This window comes from Burkholderia ubonensis, from assembly GCF_902833085.1.
GTDB classification, from domain to species: Bacteria; Pseudomonadota; Gammaproteobacteria; order Burkholderiales; family Burkholderiaceae; genus Burkholderia; species Burkholderia ubonensis.
In genome coordinates this window covers 218,296-235,901 of record NZ_CADFEB010000011.1, presented here as the reverse complement: position 1 = coordinate 235,901, position 17,606 = coordinate 218,296, and the positions used below count along the sequence as shown (strand labels likewise).

The following is a 17,606-nucleotide window of genomic DNA, read 5'->3' as shown; positions in this document are numbered from 1 at the left end:
CGTCGAGAAGAAGCGGGTCAGTGTATTCGGGGTGTGCGCTTATCGACCGTCAAGGCCAAGCGACGTCAGTATCCGGTACGCGGCCGTGACCCGTTCCTCGTTCGGGTAGTGCCGGTTGGCCAGGATGACGATGCCCATGTGCCGGGCAGGAACGAAAGCCACATATGCGCCAAACCCGTCGGTCGAACCGGTCTTGTTGATCCAGACCTGCTGCAGAGGCGCTTGAGGGGGCTTGATCTCCTTGACCGGCATTGCATCGAGTGCCATCGACAAGGAATTGCCTTCGGTCAGCGTCTTCAATGCGACCGGATACGGATACTGCTCCCAGATCAGGTCCTGGGTCATCGGACCTGCGTTGAAGTAGCCGGTGTGCGTGTCGGTGATTGCCTGCTGAAGCGGTTTGTCCAGCTTGACTTCGCCCATGTTGGCTTGCACGAAACGAAGCAGGTCGGCGGCGGTCGTCTTGATCCCGTACGTTTTCGAAGACAACACGTCGGTGGTCATCCTGGTCGGCGCGCCATCCTTCGTATAGCCTTGTGCGTAATCGGCCATACGCGAGCGCGGCACGTCGACGTAGCTGCTTTTCATCCCCAGCGGCGATAGCAGATGACGGGACAACGGCACGGCGAAATCCCGCTGCCCCATGCTGGTTGCCGTAATCAGGCCGAGCGTCCCGATGCTCACGTTGGAATAGGTTCGATAGGTGCCCGGCGAGTAGGTGGGTTGCCAGTCCTTGAGATACCGCATCAACTGATCTTCGTTCCGGATGTTGCCTGGAACCTGCAAAGGCACTCCGCCAGGTGTGTGTGTGCCGAGTTCAACGAGCGTGACGTTGCCGAACGGGCTGCCCTGCAGGCTCGGCAGGTACTTTCCGGTCTTGTCCGACATCGAAAGATGGCCGGAGACTTGCGCCCACGATGCAAGCGTTGCGGTGAACGTCTTGCTGACGGAGCCGATCTCGAACAGCGTATCGCGCGTGACGGGCCGCCGGGATTGCCGCGATGCGACGCCGTAGTTGAAAACGTACGTCTGCCCGTCTGCAACGATTCCTACTGCCATCCCCGGAATGCCGTATTTCGCCATGATCGGCAAGACGACGCTGTCCGATACGCTCTTGACGGTGTCCTGCCGATCATCGGCCGCGTAGCCGATGGTTGCCGTTGCACATGTGGAAAGTAATGCGGCCGCCATGATGCACTTGATTCCGTGCTTCATATTTTTTCAATTCCTTTGGATTGCTGCCGGGTTGGAGACTGCGCGACGGCTTGCCAAATTCGCGATGCCGTACGGAGAAAATCCGGAAAGCCGTCATCTTGCTCGCTGCCGATGCCGATCTCTGATTCAACGAGCTCCTGACGCATGCGGCGGATGGGTGATTGTCATGTGGGGAGTGCACGACGACAAGCGAGGATATTTTGTTGGAGATAAAAGAAATTCTTGCTTGTGTGCCCTGTGAGAAAACGTCGCACGGACCTATTCGAATGAAAGGGACTTCCCTGTCCCGGGGGCGCGGAGCGCTGGATAGGGCGTTCAATCCGCTGAACAATTCGCCGACGTCGGGACCGGATCGGCGGCGGGTTCGGTATTCGCCTGTATATATCGCGCACAGCACCCGTTCAACGTGCTTTCCGACGCTTGGGGCGGGTGTTTCTCACTGGTCGTCCGCGCGACTTTGTACCTAATATGAAGCAATCGTGCGCGTGATGCGGTGTCTGCACGCACAGGGCGGGGGGCAGGAGGCGGCGCCGCGGGCGACGCCAGCGGATGTTTCCATCATGGATGCGACAGTGTGCGCGGCGGCTGCCAGTCTTGCGACTGCAACGACGCCAACGGACGCGGCGGCGAGCGCCGCGCGGACGACGTCCGGCCGCCCCGGCCGGGCCGCCTTGCTGCGCCGCCATGCGTTGCTCGCGGTGGCTTGCGTGCTGGGCGCGGCGCCCGCCGTACTCGCCGGGGCTCCCGCCAGCGCGGACGATCCGGCCGACACCGTGCGCATCGTCGCCGCGAGCCGTGCCGATCCCGCCGTTTCGACACCCGACGCCGCCGTACGTCAGGTCGTGCTCGGCATCGTCAGCTTCACGCGCTGGCCGACGACGCCCGTCAGCCTGCATCTGTGCGTGACGGGCCGGCCCGACTACGCGCGCGGCCTGATCGACACGCTGCAGGCCGGCTCGACGCAGCTCGACGTGCAGCGGGTTCGCTTCGACGATGCCTCGCTCGGCATGGCCTGCGACGTCGTCTATCTCGGCACCCTGAGCGACGACGAGCGAACGCGGGTGAGAGCCGCGGTGGCCGGCCATCCGGTCCTGACGATTGCGGAACACGATCCGCCCTGCACCGCGGGCAGCATGTTCTGTCTCAATGTCGACGGCGAACGCGTCACGTTCGACGTCAATCTCGACGCCGTGGCGCGCAGCGGCGTGCGCGTTCACCCGAATGTGCTCAGTCTTGCGCGGCGGCCGGTGACGCCATGACACGGTCCGCGCCCCCCGCTTCCCCTTCGCGCACGTCGCGCCCGACGCTGCAAAGCGTGTTGCGCCGCGCACACCTGCGCCTGGCGTTCGTCGCCGTCGCGATGGCCGCCGTGTCGTTGATCGTGGTCGCCGTGATCGCATTGCGTGCCTATGCCGGCAACAATCTGAACCTGCTGGCCCGCTCGCTCGGTTACACGGTGGAGGCGGCGCTCGTGTTCGGCGATCGCGTCGCGGCGGCCGAGGCGATCGCGCTGATCGCCGGCGACGAGGACGTGGCGCAGGTGGTGGTCACGGATGGCAAGGGCCAGCCGTTCGCGACGTGGCAGTTGCCCGCCGGCAGCAAGATCGCCCGGCTCGAGCGAGGCGTCGCCGACCTTGCGCTGCCCGGGCCGGTGACCATTCCGGTCGTGCACGACGGCATCGTCGTCGGTCACGTCGTCGTGCGCGGGCGAGGGCACCAGTTTTTCGGTTTCCTGCTGGGCGGTGTCGGCGGCATTCTGGGCTGCCTGGCCGTCAGCGTGTTCGGCGCTTATGTCAGTTCAAAGCGCCTGCTGCACAGCATCGTTTCGCCGCTGCGCGCGCTGGCCGGCGTCGCGCACGCCGTGCGGCGCGAGCGTGCGTTCGAGCAGCGGGTCGAGCCCGTGGCGATCGCCGAACTGAACCAGCTCGGCGACGACTTCAATGCGTTGCTCGACGAGTTGGAAGACTGGCAGAACACCCTGCGCGACGAAAACGCGTCGCTCGAACACAAGGCGACGCACGATGCCCTCACGGGCCTGCCGAACCGCGAGCAGTTCGAGTCGCGCCTCGCGCTCGCCCTCAGCGAGGCCAGGGTGACGGGCCAGCGGGTCGCCGTCCTGTATCTCGACTGCGATCGTTTCAAGGAGATCAACGACGGCTTCGGCCACGAAGCCGGCGACGTGGTGCTGATCGGCATCGCGTCGCGGCTGCGCGCGCAGTTGCGCGAGGCCGATCTGGTCGCTCGCCTGGGCGGCGACGAATTCGCCGTGATGCTGGCGCCCGTGCGCGAAGCGGACAGTGTCGGCCGGATCGCCGACGCGATCCTGTCCGGCATGGCGCCGTCGATCGTGTTGGCCGATGGCCGCACGGTGCCCACCATGATGAGTATCGGCATTGCGCTGTATCCCGATCACGCGCCGGACGCGAGCGGCCTGCTGCGCGCGGCGGATGCCGCGATGTACCGGGCCAAGCGCGCGCGGCCGGGGTCGTGGCAGTTGGCTGAAGGGGTCGCCGGGCCGGCTTGAAAGTTATCGCCTCGCGCAGCGGGCGGGGTTGTCGCAGCGGTTTGAAACCGTGCGTGCATGGCCGGCGCGTTTTAGGGGGATGCGATGATGGAAAACCCGTTTCCTGTGAGCATTGGGCGGATGTGCATCGGCGGCGCGCTGCTGCTGTGCATGCTGCTCGGCGGCTGCAAGACGCCGCCGCTTTATCGTGGGCTGACGCAGACGCAGGTCACGGCGCTCAAGTCGGCCGGGTTCCATGAGACCGGGCAGGGTTTCGAGTTCGGTTCGACCGGACCGATCCTGTTCGATTTCGACCGGTACAACCTCAAGCCCGACGTTCGCCGGATCGTCGAGCGGATCGGGCGCACGCTCAGTTCGGTGGGGATCAACGGGGTGCGCGTTTATGGGTACTCGGACGAGGAGGGCGCGGATGCATATGACCTGGAGTTGTCCAGGCGTCGTGCGGAAGTCGTGGCGATCGAACTCGTCGACGTCGGGCTGGATGCGAAGCGCATTGCGATCGTGGGGAGAGGGAAGCGCGAACCGGTGGGGGATAACCGGACGCCGGCGGGCAGGGCGCAGAATCGAAGGGCGGCGATCGTGGTGTCGCCGAGGTGAGGGAATGGCGGATTTTTTGCTTCAGGGGAGTAGCCGAGGTTCGGAGGCGCATAGAGACGACCGACGTTCCGCTGGCGACGAACCCGCGCACGCGTGGCATTTTCTGGCACGCACGTACTGGGTATGCCTCATCTGCACCGTCGCCAATTCTCCCTCGTCACGCAGCTTCTCGATGGCATACGCGCGCGCACATTCGGATAGCCGGTATCGCGGCTGGCCGTTGAGGGAATGGAGTGAAATCAGCGACTTTGTTGTCAGTTCCTCGATCAGGAGGGCGAATTTGCCTGCGGACATTTCACAGTCGCCGGCCACGGCGTAGGCGTCTTCGAAGCTGAACGCATCTGTAAAGAACGCCAGGCGCCTGAAATGCCGCTGCGCGACTGGGTCCAGGAGCGTATAGCTCCAGTCGAACGTTGCCCGCAGCGACTGGTGCCGCGGCAAGGCCGATCGCAATCCGGCGGTCAGCAGGTCGAGCCTGTCGTCCAGCCGGTTGGCCAGGAATTCCAATCCGAGTGTCGCAACTCTCAAGGCGGCAAGCTCGAGCGCGAGGGGCAAACCGTCGAGCCGGCGGCATACTTCGCCGACCATTGCCAGGCTATGGGCGTCGACGGGAAACGACGGCGCGCTCGCGCGAGCCCGCTCGATGAAGAGTGTTACTGCAGAGCAAGCGAAGATCGCCTCCACGTCGTAGCCATCGCCGGGAGCGACAAGTGGCCTTACGCGGAACAGCGTTTCCCCGACAACCCAAAGGGGCTGCCTGCTGGTCACGAGCACGCGGAGGGTTGGAGACCTTCTGACCAACTCGTCCGTCAGCGACGCCACCATATCGGCCACTTGCTCGACATTGTCGAGCACGAGGAGATTCGAGGCGGCAGCGATCGCATCCAGGGCTTCCGGTGCTGCGAGCAAATCCGCTTGCGGGGGGAGCTTCAGCGTGCTCAGCATGGTGTCGCACACCGCGTGAGCGGAGCATGCGTCCGCTAGCTCGATGAACAGCACCCGGCCGACGCCTTGATGGTGCGCCGCATTCGCGACAGCACGGGCGAGACTGGACTTGCCGATGCCGCCCGCGCCTACGAGCGTGACGATCCGACAACGGTCGAGAAGGTCGAAGATCGTCCGCTGTTCTGCATCGCGTCCAATCAACTTTGCCTGGAAGCAGGGGCGTGCTGTCGTGGTCGATGAGGCCGGGGGCTGAGTACGATGTCGCTGCGCTTGCCCGGGCACGAGTACGTAACCGCGCCCGGGGATGGTTTTGATCAGTTCTCGACGTCCGCCAAGGATTTTGCGCAAGGCGGCGATGTGCACCTGGAGATTGTTCTCCTCCACAATGACGTGCGGCCATACTTTTTCTATGATGTCGAACTTCGACACTTCCTTGCCGTCCGCGTCGAAGAGGACTTCAAGTATGTCAAGCGCCTTTCCGCTGACTTTTATCGCAACGCCATCCTTTTCTACATGACGCTGCGCAAAGTCGATTTGCAAATCGCCGATCTCGACCATGGTTTGACTACCCTCGCTTTCAACAACAGGTTCAACGAGGGCTGCAGTCCTTGACGATGGACCGGAGCCGAGCAACGGCGGGCTAGCTGGGCGCGCCCATGTAGCTCGGGCTTCCGGGCCGCGTCGAACTCCCGAAAAGGCTACCGACCGCAGGCTCGAAGCTCGACGCGATTGTAGGTACGCCCAGGGCGGCGGTCTTGAAGAAAGGTCTCATCTTTGTATGAAATTGCCTGATCGTCACCGTTGCCGTGACGCCGCTGGCCTGTGCTGGCCGCACGTCGACATCGTTCGCAGCGGGGCGCAGTTCATCGGCCAGTTTCAAGGCGCCAGCGGCCCGGACTGACACCCGTCACTTTGCTGAAAGTCCGCGTGAGATGGCTCTGATCCGCAAAACCGCACAGTTGCGCTACGGTGCCAAGCGGAAGCGCTTTGTTCAGCAAAAGTACTTTGGCACGCTCGACTCGTTGGTTGAGCAGCCAGCGATGAGGCGGCAGTCCTGTCGTCTCCCTGAAAGCGCGAAGAAAGTAATTGCGGGACAGCCCGCATTCCCGCGCCACGTCGGCAACAGACACGTTGCTATCCAGGTGCTGAATGAGGAATTCCTTCGCGCGCAGTTCCTGCCAGGCTGCCAGACGGCCAGTGACGCGCCGCCTGTCGGCCATCGCCCCGCCGTACTGATGTGCCATATGCGCCTGGAAGGCAAGGACGACATGATCGATGAAAAGCTGTGATGCACGTTCGGGCTCTGCCAGCGCAGGAAGTAACGCCTGGCCCAGACCATGAATGACGGGATCGCGGACGCTCAGGTGCGGCGGCAGGAAGAGTCGCGGCTTGCGTCTGCCTCCTATTTCGTCGGCGACTTCCTCGAGCGTCTGACGTGGCAGGTGGAAGTGCAGACAATCGAAGCTGCCCTGGAGGTCAGCCACCCAGTTCCTGTCGAGATCGTGCACGGTCACGGTGCCGGCGTCATACGGAACGAACGGAGCGGGCCGCCCGTCGACCCATAGCTGCTGCTCGCCAAACGGCCGCAATTGCAGCACGACCAGATCGGCGTCTTCCAGTTGGTATGGCGCGGTCAGCCCCATGTTCCGGCGGAACGAGCGCAGACGACTGACGCCAATTTGCGCTTGCGGCAAGACCTGACTGACGACCGTCTGCCTGACGTCTGCTGGAATGAAGTCGCCGGACGCCGCGTCCGTCATTTTCTCTGACATATGGAGCTCTTGGCTGCAATGACCGAGCGGATTTTACCTTGCCGGCTCGGTGCTCCAGGAAGCATGGCCTGCCTCGGCAGGTGTCGTCGCAGCGGCAAAGTGGACCGTACTAACTGGCGCGTATCGTCTTTCCGGGCTCTCGAGTTTTAATATGGCGTTTGGCGATGATATTAAATAGATAATTTCAAATTGCGTAATTGTTTTTGGGTGGCGATAAAACATTTAGGCAAAAATAATGCCTGAAATATTGAATTCTTGATTCGGGAAAATGCTGACTGAATTGGCTGCGCGTAGCCACTACTGTTTATCTCAATTAAATGAACATAAAAAGGGGTGACACGACATGGCTCTTCATGCGAGTTGGATTCACGGCAACGCGCTGACAGTTGAGAACCCGGGCAGCCTTGACCGCGTCGGGCATTTCGGCTGGGGCGCAGACATGGCGATAAAGCCCGGCCAAAACAGCTGGTTTCACATTCCGCTAGCCACGCCCGTTATCATCGGCGATGTGCGCTCGAAGGTGCAGCGCCTGTTTCTCATGTTCGCGGCCACCTCCGGCAGCATCCGCAATGTCCATATCTACGACGGCTCGGGCAAGGTGCAGGAATTCAACAACCTGCTGCTGACGGGCGAGCACCGGACTGAACTCGATACTGCGAATACGTTCGATCTATCAGCGCCGCACACCGTCGTATGGGGGATGGGCGTATCGTTTTTCTTTGTGGCCGACATCGGCATCGACTCGCCGATCCCTGACGCGCGATTGATCGTCTCGTCTGCCGGCGGCGACTTTTTCGTCTGAGCAGGACCGGCCGTCGCAGAACGTGCGCCGCGCGAGTCGTCACCACCGGAGATCGCACGACGATCGCGACGTCCCCGCACCGCCCGTCGCGATGCAACGCGTGCCGGCGCCGTTGTTATAGAACGCGCGCGTCTCGGGCTGCGGCACCGACGGGTCGTACGGATTCGGCACGCCGGGCAGCCCGTGCGCGCGGCCGTACGGATGCATCGGCATGCGCGGGTTCGACGGCGGAAACATCTGCGTCGCGCGCGGACTTGTGCCGTACGGCGTCCCGTTGGCCTTCAGATATTCATCCCAATTGAGCGTGCGCCGTTCATATTCCGGCAAGCGGCGGCCGAGACCATCCGCGCCGGGTGTGACGCGGTTCGCGGGCCAGTGCGAATCGCCGGCGCGCTTGTCCTGCGCGCGGCGCACGAGGCGGCCGCCGGACATCCGAAGCTCGCGGGTATCGTTCGTCTCGAACGGGCCGCGCGTCGTGGACGCGGTGTAGCGCCCGGCATGCGCATCGCGCGGGATGCGCACGCCGTTCGTCGCGCGCCGCTCGGCACGGAACACGTTTGTGCCGGTCACGTCCCGGTTGGGGATGCCCTGGCTCCACGCGCAGGCAGTCATGGCGAAAAGCGCACCGGCGAGCGCGGCGGCGGGAACGAAGCGAAAGGCGTGATTCATGGGCGATGCAAGACAGGCGACATGCGTTGAAAGAAACGGGCAGATCGCTGGCTGGCGGCAGGCGCGCATCGCGGCGGGGGCTGGCTGGACTGCGGAAACGGGTGCGCATTATTTCATAAAAATAACAAACAACTTTCTAAGCAGCGCCACCTGCCTGGAAATTGTATGGCTGCCAGTCCGGCCCCGATTCCCGGAAACGATGCGTCACATGCCTGCCGTTCGGTTGTCCTATCCGCCTGATATCTCCCTTTAAATCACGTCCCCCTCGCGGTCGAATACCCCGGATTCCCGAACGCCTTGTCCCGCCTCACGGAACGGCGAAATCCCGTGTGCCGTCGCAACCGGATTGCACCTGACGCAAGCGTGCCCTTTTAAATACGGTTGCTCCGCCGTCGCTACCGCGCCCCGATTCCGCCTACGTGTTTTCCCTTGGTTGGTCGGCATTTTTGACAGATGAAAGAAAAACGCCCATATAATTTCGACTGCCTTGCCAACGGCTGTCGGACCATCCATCCGGCGAGCGCTTTGGCAAGCGGGGCAGGCGAAACGCTTGCGCAATGCAAGACGCATCACGATGTCTTTCCGAACCAGACGTCCCCTCGGGGACTGCAAGAGCCGGGCCCCGCTACGCATCATTCCACCGCAGGTCCGTCTTCATGTGTCTCGGGCGTGTCCCATGTCCTCGCCCCGGGTGCTGTTCGATTGCGCAAGTCATGCCGCCTTTGCCCGTATGACTAACAACATCGAGGAGCTCCTAATGACGCTGTCCCGTCTTACGTCCATCTCCGTCGCCGCCGTGCTGTTCGCCGCCGGTGCCGCCGCCGCGCAAGCGGAAACCGTGAAGATCGCCATCGCCGGGCCGATGAGCGGCTCGGTCGCCCAATACGGCGACATGGTGAAGGCCGGCGCACTGACCGCGATCGAGCAGATCAACGCGGCGGGCGGCGCGGGCGGCAACAAGTTCGAAGTGGTAATGATGGACGACGCGTGCGAGCCGAAGCAGGCCGTCGCGGTCGCGAACAAGATCGTCAGCCAGAAGATCAAGTACGTGATCGGCCACGTGTGCTCGGGTTCGACGATTCCCGCGTCCGACATCTACGAGAACGAAGGCATCGTGATGGTCACGCCGTCGGCCACCGCGCCGCAGCTGACCGAAGGCAAGAAGCGCCACTTCATCTTCCGCACGATCGGCCGCGACGACCAGCAAGGCCCGGCGGCGGCGAAGTACATCATCACGCACGTGAAGCCGAAGAAGGTCGCGGTGCTGCACGACAAGCAGTCGTACGGCCAGGGCATCGCGTCGTCGGTGAAGAAGGACCTCGAAGCCGCGAAGATTCCGGTCGTGCTGTTCGAAGGCGTCAACGCCGGCGATTCGGACTACTCGGCGATCATCACGAAGCTGAAGTCGCAAGGCGTCGACTTCGTCTACTTCGGCGGCTACCACCCGGAAATGGGCCTGCTGATGCGCCAGGCGCGCGAGCAGGGCGTGAAGGCCACCTTCATGGGGCCTGAGGGCGTCGGCAACAAGGACGTGACGGCGATCGCCGGCCCGTCGTCGGAAGGCATGCTCGTCACGCTGCCGGCCGATTTCACGGCCGACCCGGCCAACGCATCGCTCGTGAAGGCGTTCGCCGACAAGAAGCGCGATGCGAACGGTCCGTTCCAGATGCCGGCATACGCGGCGGTGAAGATCATCGCCGACGGGATCGCCGGCGCGAAGTCGACCGACCCGACGAAGGTTGCCGCATACCTGCACAAGACGACGTTCGACACGCCGATCGGCAAGGTCGCGTACGACGCGCAGGGTGACCTGAAGGCGTTCAAGTTCGTCGTCTACACGTGGCACAAGGACGCGACCAAGACGGTCGCCGCCAACTAAACGGAGTACCCGCCCGCGCACCCGCCCTGCTCGAAACCCGAGCGGGGCGGGTGCGTATTCGGCCGCGCGAGCGGCCATCGGGCGGCTCGTGACGACACCGTGCGTTGCCCGCAGCCCCGCCGCGATCCGGCGGCGGCGCCCGGCGCGGCGCTACCGGGAGCTTCCCGCACATGACTGATTTCTTTCCGCAATTCGCCCAGCAGCTGGTCAACGGCCTGACGCTGGGCGCGATCTATGCGTTGATCGCCATCGGCTACTCGATGGTCTACGGCATCATCGGCATGATCAACTTCGCCCACGGCGAGATCTACATGATCGGCGCATACGTGGGCCTCGTGACCCTCACGGCGATCGGCGTGTCCGCCGGCTATCCGCTGCCGCTCGTGCTCGGCGCGGCGCTGATCGTGTCGGTGCTCGTCACCGGGCTGTACGGCTTCGCGGTCGAGCGCGTCGCGTACCGGCCGCTGCGCGGCGGCCCGCGCCTCGTGCCGCTGATCTCCGCGATCGGCATGTCGATCTTCCTGCAGAACTACGTGCAGATCGGCCAGGGCGCGCGCGACGTGTCCGTGCCCGTGCTGATCTCCGGCGCGTTCGAGATCCACCTCGGCGGCGACTTCGACGTCACGGTGCCGTATGCACGCCTCCTGATCGTCTGCGTGACGATCGCGCTGATGATCGCGCTCACGCTGTTCATCTCGCACTCGCGGATGGGCCGTGCGTGCCGCGCGTGCGCCGAGGACATGAAGATGGCGAACCTGCTCGGCATCGACACGAACCGCGTGATCTCGTTCACGTTCGTGCTCGGCGCGATGCTCGCGGCCGTCGGCGGCGTGCTGATCGGCCTGACGATCGGCAAGCTGAACCCGTACATCGGCTTCGTCGCGGGCATCAAGGCGTTCACCGCCGCGGTGCTCGGCGGCATCGGCAGCATTCCGGGCGCGATGCTCGGCGGCGTGCTGCTCGGCCTCGCCGAAACCTTCGCGGCGGGCTACATGCCGGCCGAGTACAAGGACGTCGTCGCGTTCGGCCTGCTCGTGCTGATCCTGCTCTTCCGCCCGACCGGCCTGCTCGGCAAGTCGGACATCGAAAAGGTTTGAGGGAGGCGCAGATGAGTCAAGTCATTTCCGTCCGCCGGCCGGCTGCCGGCGCATCGTTCGGCGACACGCTGAAGAACGCCGTGGCCGCCGCGCTGCTGACGGCGATTCTCACGGTGCCCGTGCTCGGCCTGCAACTGAAGCTCGACGGCTACCAGGTCGTGCTCGAGCCGCACTGGCGCCCTGTGTGGATCGCGGTCGCAGCCGTGTTCCTGTTCCAGCTGTTCAAGCCGTGGCTCACACGCGCGAAAGCCGCGGTGACGCTGCCGGCACTGCCCGCGATGGGCGCGCAGCAGCAGCGGGCGATCGTCTGGGCGCTGCTCGCAGTCGGCCTCGTGTGGCCGTTCTTCGGGTCGCGCGGCGCGGTCGACGTTGCGACGCTCGCGCTGATCTACGTGATCCTCGGCCTGGGGCTGAACATCGTGGTCGGCTTCGCGGGCCTGCTCGACCTCGGCTACGTCGGCTTCTACGCGGTCGGCGGCTATACCTACGCGATGCTCAACCAGTACTTCGGGCTCACGTTCTGGGAGTGCCTGCCGCTCGCCGCGATCGCGTCGGCGACCTTCGGCTTCCTGCTCGGCTTCCCGGTGCTGCGGCTGCGCGGCGACTATCTCGCGATCGTCACGCTCGGCTTCGGCGAGATCATCCGCCTGCTCGCGAACAACCTGACGAGCCTCACCGGCGGCCCGGACGGCATCTCGGGCATTCCGAAGCCGACCGTGTTCGGCATCGAGATGGCCCGCTCGGCGAGCGTCGAAGGCGCGAAGACCTTCCACGAGCTGATCGGCCTCGAGTACAGCGGCGAGCACATGGTGATCTTCCTGTACCTGCTCGCGCTGCTGCTGGTCGGCTTCACGCTGTTCGTGACGAGCCGCCTGATCCGCATGCCGATGGGCCGTGCGTGGGAAGCGCTGCGCGACGACGAGATCGCATGCCGTTCGCTGGGCCTGAACCCGACGCGCATCAAGCTGTCGGCGTTCACGCTCGGCGCGGCGTTCGCGGGCATCGGCGGCGCGTTCTTCGCGGCGCGCCAGGGTCTCGTGAACCCGGAATCGTTCACCTTCATCGAGTCGGCGCTGATTCTCGCGATCGTCGTGCTCGGCGGGATGGGCTCGCAGCTCGGCGTGATCCTCGCGGCGATCCTGCTGACCGTGCTGCCGGAAGTCGCGCGCGGCTTTGCCGAGTACCGGATGCTGATCTTCGGCCTGGTGATGGTGTTGATGATGATGTGGCGTCCGCAGGGCCTGTTGCCCGCGAGCCGTCCCCACGTGGAGCTGCCGCAATGAGCGCGAATGCAGAACTGTTGAAGGTCGCCGGGCTGCAGATGCGCTTCGGCGGGCTGCTCGCCGTCGACGGCATCGATTTCGACGTGCGCCGCGACGAGGTGTTCGCGATCATCGGGCCGAACGGCGCGGGCAAGACCACCGTGTTCAACTGCGTCGGCGGGTTCTACAAGCCGACCGGGGGCGAGGTCGTGCTCGACGGGCACCGGATCGCCGGGCTCGCGAGCCACCAGATCGCACTGAAGGGCCTCGTGCGGACGTTCCAGAACATCCGCCTGTTCAAGTCGCTGACGGTCGTCGAGAACCTGCTCGTCGCGCAGCACCGCAAGGTGAAGTCGGGGCTGCTGCATGGCCTGTTCGCGACGCCGGCCTACCGGCGCGCGGAGAAGGAAGCGCTCGAACGCGCGGCCGTGTGGCTCGAGCGGATGAACCTGACGTCGGTCGCCAACCGGCCGGCGGGCACGCTGTCGTACGGCCACCAGCGCCGCCTCGAGATCGCGCGCTGCATGATCACCGAGCCGCGCCTGCTGATGCTCGACGAGCCCGCGGCCGGCCTCAATCCGCAGGAGAAGATCGAGCTGCAGCACCTGATCGACCGGCTGCGCCGCGAGTTCGGCGTCGCGGTGCTGCTGATCGAGCACGACATGAGCCTCGTGATGGGCGTGTCGGACCGCATCCTCGTGATGGAGCACGGCCGGCCGATCGTGATCGGCACGCCGGAGGCGGTCCGCAACGATCCGCGCGTGATCAAGGCGTATCTGGGGGAAGAGTGATGCTGAAGCTGGAACAGGTCCATACGCACTACGGCGCGGTCGAGGCGCTCGCGGGCGTGTCGATCGAAGTGAACAAGGGCGAGATCGTTACGCTGATCGGCAGCAACGGCGCCGGCAAGACGACGCTGATGATGACGGTGTGCGGCACGCCGCGCGCGTCGTCGGGCCGCGTGCTGTTCGAGGGCAAGGACATCACCGGGATGTCGACGCACCAGATCATGCGGCAGGGGATGGCGATCTCGCCGGAAGGGCGGCGCGTGTTCCCGAGCCTCACGGTGCTCGAGAACCTGAAGATGGGTGGCTTCTTCGCGAGCCGCGACGAGATCGACGCGGGCGTCGAGCACGTGTATCGGCTGTTTCCGCGGCTGAAGGAGCGTTCGTCGCAGCGCGCGGGCACGATGTCGGGCGGCGAGCAGCAGATGCTCGCGATCGGCCGCGCGCTGATGAGCAAGCCGCGCCTGCTGCTGCTCGACGAGCCGACGCTCGGCCTCGCGCCGCTCGTGATCGCGCAGATCTTCGACATCATCCGGATGATCCGCGACGAGGGCGTGACGGTGTTCCTCGTCGAGCAGAACGCGAACAAGGCGCTGCACGTTGCCGATCGCGGGTACGTGCTGGAGACGGGGCGGGTCGTGCTCGCGGATACCGGGGCGAACCTGCTCGCGAACGACCGGATCAAGCAGGCTTATCTGGGCGGGTGATGAAGGAGGCCGCCGGCTTGCAACGGGCCGGCGGTTTGCAGGAAATTTGTAGCTGATTTGGCTTCGATCGTAGTCAAATCGGCTGCATTCGAGTGGCTCGTCGACTTGCGCCGCAAGCACATCGCATGGCGCGACGGCTTCGGCCTGCTGGATCTTCCGGTCTCGCGAAGCCGGCGCACGGCACGGTGACGCTGTACGGCGCAAACCGCTCGGCATCCAGGGCAGGCGCAGCCGGGGGGGGCGAGCGCCAGCGCATCGCATTGGGGGGCGCGCTCGCAAGGCGCCCGTCCGTCGTGATTCTCGACGAGCCGACGTCATCGCTCGACGGCGCCCGCGAAGCGCGGATTTTCGCCCGCCTCCGACAACGCGTGCCGACGCTGGTCGTCATTACGCACCATCACTCGCTGCTGAAGGTCGCCGACCGGGCCTATCGCCTCGAGGACGGCACGGTCCGCGAATTCGTTCCGCTGTCGTAAGCCGGATGCGCGTCAAACGCAGAGAACGTGCAACGCCGCCGCATCGTCCCGCGATTTCATCTCGGGATTGACGTAGTTTTCCTCGTGGTGTCGCAGCCGCGCAAACAACGCCGGAAGGCCGTTGCGCGACACGAAGTCGATGACGTCGCCCTGATCGACCAGACCGTAGTATTCCCAAGCACGCGATACGCCGTCGGTCCCCAGCAGCAGCTGGCATGGCGCGGCGAAGGTCTGCCGCACGTGAATGCCGTTCGCTGCGCTGTCGGGATTGAGCGTCAGCGCGGTCGTGTTCCGGTTGTGCTGTTGCTCGATGCGGCGCTCGTGCTGACGCGCCAGTTGTTCACCGGAGAATCCCGAACGCGGCCGCCATTGAATCCGCGACGCGGTCGACCGGAAGTCGTCGACCGCGGGCGCCGGCTCGTCAGTGCGGCCCGCGCCGAACAATGCGAAGCAGTCCGCGTACTGGTGAATGTCCGCGACGACCTGGTCGCCGGAGCGTTGCAGCTCGACGATCGTGCATGCCGCGGCCGGATACGCCCACAGCGGCGTATCCGGGGACAACGCCAGATAGCGTTGCCGCAAATCCTCCAGCACCGGGCGAAGACGGGCGGCGTCGAATTCCCGTTCGCTCAGCTCGCGGGCGAGGAACGCGGAGAGTTCCGCCGCGAACCAATGCGCATCGGAGCGATCGTCGAACGTGGTGAACGGATGGTCCGTCAGGAACGAAGCGCCGTCGATCGCCCATGCATTGAAGCGGTCGCCGCGCTGTACGTGACCGAGGACATCTTCGGACGCGATGCACGCGCATGGGTCGGAAAGCGTGGAAAGAATGCGGTACATGTCGAGTATCGATATGCCGTCATGGAAGGGGGGCGCGCCGTGCAGCGCCGCCGACATGCGTTGCGTCGCCAGGGTGCTAGGCGGATTCGCCGCCGTCGGCCTCGTCAAGATTCCTGCGCAGTCCGGCGATGACGCGCCGCGTTGCCTCGAGATCGTCCGTCGACAACCCGTCCGACAGGCGGTTCACCCACGCGGCCTGCAGGCCCATCGCCGCGTCGAACGCCTGCTTGCCGCTGTCGGTCAGCACGACGAGTTGCGCACGCCGATGATACGGGTTCACTTCGAAGCGCACCAGTCCTTCCGCTTCGAGATCGTTGACGATGCGCTGCACGTTCTGACGGTTCGCGCCGAGATCGCGCGCGATCCACGCAACCGGCTGCGGCTGCCCGGCGCCGGCGATCGCGCCGAGAATCTGCCAGCGCGCGCTCGTCAGCCCGAGCCCGGCGACCAGCCGGTCGCCGGAAGCCAGCATCCGGCTGTTGAGCCGGAAGAAATCGAGAATGAAACCGGTCAGGATCTCGCCCGCCGGCGTTCGTTTCGTCTTCTTCATCTGTCACCATCAATCCAAATTGACATCATGGTGTCAATAATCTATACCTGTGCCATATCGAATTGACATCATGCAACCAAATTGATGGAGCCGATCATGCCACAGTTTCGCCCGCTCGATCCCGCGTTTCCGATCGACCGCCAGCTCGCCGAGGAGGTCGCGCCGGTCGTCCTCGTGAACGTCTTCACGCTGGAACCGGAGGATGAACAGGCGTTCCTGCGGGTCTGGCAGGACGATGCCGCGTTCATGAAGCGGCAGCCGGGTTTCATCTCGACGCAGCTGCATCGCGCGGTCGGCGAGCGTCCGACGTATCTGAACTACGCGGTGTGGGAGTCCACCGCGCACTTTCGCGCGGCGTTCACGGATCCGGCGTTCCGGGCGAAGCTGTCCGCGTATCCGGCGTCGGCGGTCGCGTCGCCGCACCTGTTCCGGAAGGTGGCGGTGGAGGGAATCTGCGTCGCGTGAGTGCTCAGGCCTGCCGGGCTGCGAGCAGCCGGATTCCCGGCCCGACGAACAGCAGGCCGTTCGCGCGCTTCAGCCTTCCGCGCAGACGGCGCGCAACGCGTGATCCAGGAACTCCAGCGTCGCGCCCACCTTCGGCAAGCGTTCGCGGTGACGCGCCCAGATCAGGTTGACGGGCAATCCCGCCGTCGCGCATGCAGGCAGCACGTCGACCAGCTCGCCGCTGCGCAGCGCGTCGCGGATCATCCAGGTCGCGAGCTGCGCGACCCCGTAACCGGCCTTCACCGCCTGGACCTGCGCTTCGCCGCTGCCGACGACGATCCGGCCGTTCATCGTTCGGCGTTCGATCTGCCCGTTCGGCCGGGCCACCACCCACGGACTCACGCTGCCGTCCGCGCGGCCGTAGGTCACGCAATCGTGGCGTTCGAGATCCGCCACCTCGCGAATCGCCGGACGCTGCTGCAGATAGCGCGGCGCCGCACAGAAGATCACGTGCTCCCGGCCGATGGTCCGATGCGCGAGCAGGCCGGAAAGGAACTCGACGCTGCCGATCCGCACCGCGACGTCGATGCCTTCCTCGACCGGATCGACGAAGCGGTCGGTGAACGACGCGTGCAGCTTCAGGCGCGGATGACGCTCGGCGAAATCGAGCAGCAGCGGCAGCACGTGCAGGTGGCCGAACGTCACCGGCACGTCGACACGCAGGCGGCCGGCCGGTTCGACATGCTCGGCGGCGAGGTCGATTTCGGCCGCTTCGAGGTCCGTCAGGACGCGGGTGCAGGTGCGATGGAACGCCTCGCCCGCGCTGGTGAGCGCAAGGCGGCGCGTCGTGCGCTCGAAGAGCCGGGCGCCGAGCCGCGCTTCCAGCCGTGCGATGGTCTTGCTGACGGCCGAGGTCGTGAGATGGAGCCGTTCCGCCGCGGCCGTGAAGCTGCCGGCTTCGGCAAGGGCGACGAAGACTTCGATACCTTTGAGACGTTCTGTCGACATCAGCACGGGCGATAGGGTGGGCGAGGGCTCAATT

Annotated in this window: 19 protein-coding genes; 11 read left to right on the top strand and 8 right to left on the bottom strand. The window is 64.9% G+C overall.

Translation table 11 applies throughout. The annotated features are described in order from the left end of the window. Window positions 1-39: 39 nt before the first annotated feature. Together ampC and HWX31_RS29310 are read right to left on the bottom strand one after the other, a co-directional pair. Window positions 40-1,215, bottom strand: coding sequence for a class C beta-lactamase (ampC, locus tag HWX31_RS29315; protein ID WP_174961102.1), 1,176 nt, complete (start codon window positions 1,213-1,215; stop codon window positions 40-42). Beyond that, window positions 1,212-1,361, bottom strand: coding sequence for a hypothetical protein (locus HWX31_RS29310; protein WP_174961100.1), 150 nt, complete (start codon window positions 1,359-1,361; stop codon window positions 1,212-1,214). Before HWX31_RS29310 ends, ampC begins: the two co-directional genes overlap by 4 nt. Window positions 1,362-1,775: 414 nt before the next feature. On the opposite strand from HWX31_RS29310, the gene yfiR reads away from it, so the two are divergent. The 3 genes from yfiR (at window position 1,776) to yfiB (ending at window position 4,336) form a co-directional block, all read left to right on the top strand. After that, window positions 1,776-2,474, top strand: coding sequence for a regulatory sequestration protein YfiR (gene yfiR / locus HWX31_RS29305; RefSeq protein ID WP_174961149.1), 699 nt, complete (start codon window positions 1,776-1,778; stop codon window positions 2,472-2,474). Further along, window positions 2,471-3,739: a diguanylate cyclase DgcN/YfiN gene (dgcN, locus tag HWX31_RS29300; protein WP_174961098.1), complete on the top strand. Its 1,269-nt coding sequence runs from the start codon at window positions 2,471-2,473 to the stop codon at window positions 3,737-3,739. Before yfiR ends, dgcN begins: the two co-directional genes overlap by 4 nt. Window positions 3,740-3,826: 87 nt before the next feature. Beyond that, entirely contained in the window at window positions 3,827-4,336 is a 510-nt protein-coding gene (yfiB, locus tag HWX31_RS29295) for an outer membrane lipoprotein YfiB (RefSeq protein ID WP_174961147.1), read from the top strand. Window positions 4,337-4,357: 21 nt separating this feature from the next. Here yfiB and HWX31_RS29290 read toward each other — a convergent pair whose 3' ends face one another. Continuing rightward, on the bottom strand, window positions 4,358-5,839 hold the full coding sequence (locus HWX31_RS29290) for an ATP-binding protein (RefSeq protein WP_174961096.1): 1,482 nt from the start codon (window positions 5,837-5,839) through the stop codon (window positions 4,358-4,360). Between the two features lie 305 nt (window positions 5,840-6,144). After that, window positions 6,145-7,053 (bottom strand): helix-turn-helix domain-containing protein, encoded by a 909-nt coding sequence (locus HWX31_RS29285; protein ID WP_174961094.1) that lies wholly within the window; start codon window positions 7,051-7,053, stop codon window positions 6,145-6,147. Between the two features lie 343 nt (window positions 7,054-7,396). On the opposite strand from HWX31_RS29285, the gene HWX31_RS29280 reads away from it, so the two are divergent. After that, a complete protein-coding gene (locus HWX31_RS29280) occupies window positions 7,397-7,855 on the top strand; it encodes a DUF6623 family protein (protein ID WP_174961092.1) in 459 nt (152 codons plus the stop codon). A 39-nt stretch (window positions 7,856-7,894) separates the two neighbouring features. Here the strand turns inward: HWX31_RS29280 and HWX31_RS29275 are convergent, their stop codons facing one another. Further along, window positions 7,895-8,524 (bottom strand): hypothetical protein, encoded by a 630-nt coding sequence (locus tag HWX31_RS29275; RefSeq protein ID WP_174961090.1) that lies wholly within the window; start codon window positions 8,522-8,524, stop codon window positions 7,895-7,897. A 757-nt stretch (window positions 8,525-9,281) separates the two neighbouring features. On the opposite strand from HWX31_RS29275, the gene HWX31_RS29270 reads away from it, so the two are divergent. The 6 genes from HWX31_RS29270 to HWX31_RS29245 all read left to right on the top strand — a co-directional run bounded on the left by HWX31_RS29270 (window position 9,282) and on the right by HWX31_RS29245 (window position 14,730). Continuing rightward, window positions 9,282-10,403, top strand: coding sequence for a branched-chain amino acid ABC transporter substrate-binding protein (locus tag HWX31_RS29270; protein ID WP_059609868.1), 1,122 nt, complete (start codon window positions 9,282-9,284; stop codon window positions 10,401-10,403). Window positions 10,404-10,573: 170 nt separating this feature from the next. Continuing rightward, window positions 10,574-11,500 (top strand): high-affinity branched-chain amino acid ABC transporter permease LivH, encoded by a 927-nt coding sequence (gene livH, locus HWX31_RS29265; protein ID WP_059609649.1) that lies wholly within the window; start codon window positions 10,574-10,576, stop codon window positions 11,498-11,500. An 11-nt stretch (window positions 11,501-11,511) separates the two neighbouring features. Then, a complete protein-coding gene (locus tag HWX31_RS29260; RefSeq protein WP_174961088.1) occupies window positions 11,512-12,783 on the top strand; it encodes a high-affinity branched-chain amino acid ABC transporter permease LivM in 1,272 nt (423 codons plus the stop codon). Next, a complete protein-coding gene (livG, locus tag HWX31_RS29255) occupies window positions 12,780-13,553 on the top strand; it encodes a high-affinity branched-chain amino acid ABC transporter ATP-binding protein LivG (protein WP_059609647.1) in 774 nt (257 codons plus the stop codon). Before HWX31_RS29260 ends, livG begins: the two co-directional genes overlap by 4 nt. Further along, window positions 13,553-14,254, top strand: coding sequence for an ABC transporter ATP-binding protein (locus HWX31_RS29250; protein WP_010089867.1), 702 nt, complete (start codon window positions 13,553-13,555; stop codon window positions 14,252-14,254). Before livG ends, HWX31_RS29250 begins: the two co-directional genes overlap by 1 nt. Window positions 14,255-14,439: 185 nt before the next feature. Beyond that, a complete protein-coding gene (locus tag HWX31_RS29245; RefSeq protein WP_244143877.1) occupies window positions 14,440-14,730 on the top strand; it encodes an ATP-binding cassette domain-containing protein in 291 nt (96 codons plus the stop codon). A 12-nt stretch (window positions 14,731-14,742) separates the two neighbouring features. On the opposite strand, the gene HWX31_RS29240 is transcribed toward HWX31_RS29245, so the two are convergent. Both HWX31_RS29240 and HWX31_RS29235 read right to left on the bottom strand, forming a co-directional pair. Beyond that, on the bottom strand, window positions 14,743-15,627 hold the full coding sequence (locus HWX31_RS29240; protein ID WP_174961086.1) for a hypothetical protein: 885 nt from the start codon (window positions 15,625-15,627) through the stop codon (window positions 14,743-14,745). A gap of 19 nt (window positions 15,628-15,646) precedes the next feature. Continuing rightward, on the bottom strand, window positions 15,647-16,120 hold the full coding sequence (locus tag HWX31_RS29235) for a MarR family winged helix-turn-helix transcriptional regulator (RefSeq protein WP_174961084.1): 474 nt from the start codon (window positions 16,118-16,120) through the stop codon (window positions 15,647-15,649). 96 nt (window positions 16,121-16,216) lie between these two features. Between HWX31_RS29235 and HWX31_RS29230 the strand changes: the two genes are divergently transcribed. Beyond that, entirely contained in the window at window positions 16,217-16,585 is a 369-nt protein-coding gene (locus HWX31_RS29230) for an antibiotic biosynthesis monooxygenase family protein (protein ID WP_174961082.1), read from the top strand. A 69-nt stretch (window positions 16,586-16,654) separates the two neighbouring features. Here the strand turns inward: HWX31_RS29230 and HWX31_RS29225 are convergent, their stop codons facing one another. Further along, on the bottom strand, window positions 16,655-17,572 hold the full coding sequence (locus HWX31_RS29225; RefSeq protein WP_208456093.1) for a LysR family transcriptional regulator: 918 nt from the start codon (window positions 17,570-17,572) through the stop codon (window positions 16,655-16,657). Between the last annotated feature and the right edge of the window lie 34 nt (window positions 17,573-17,606).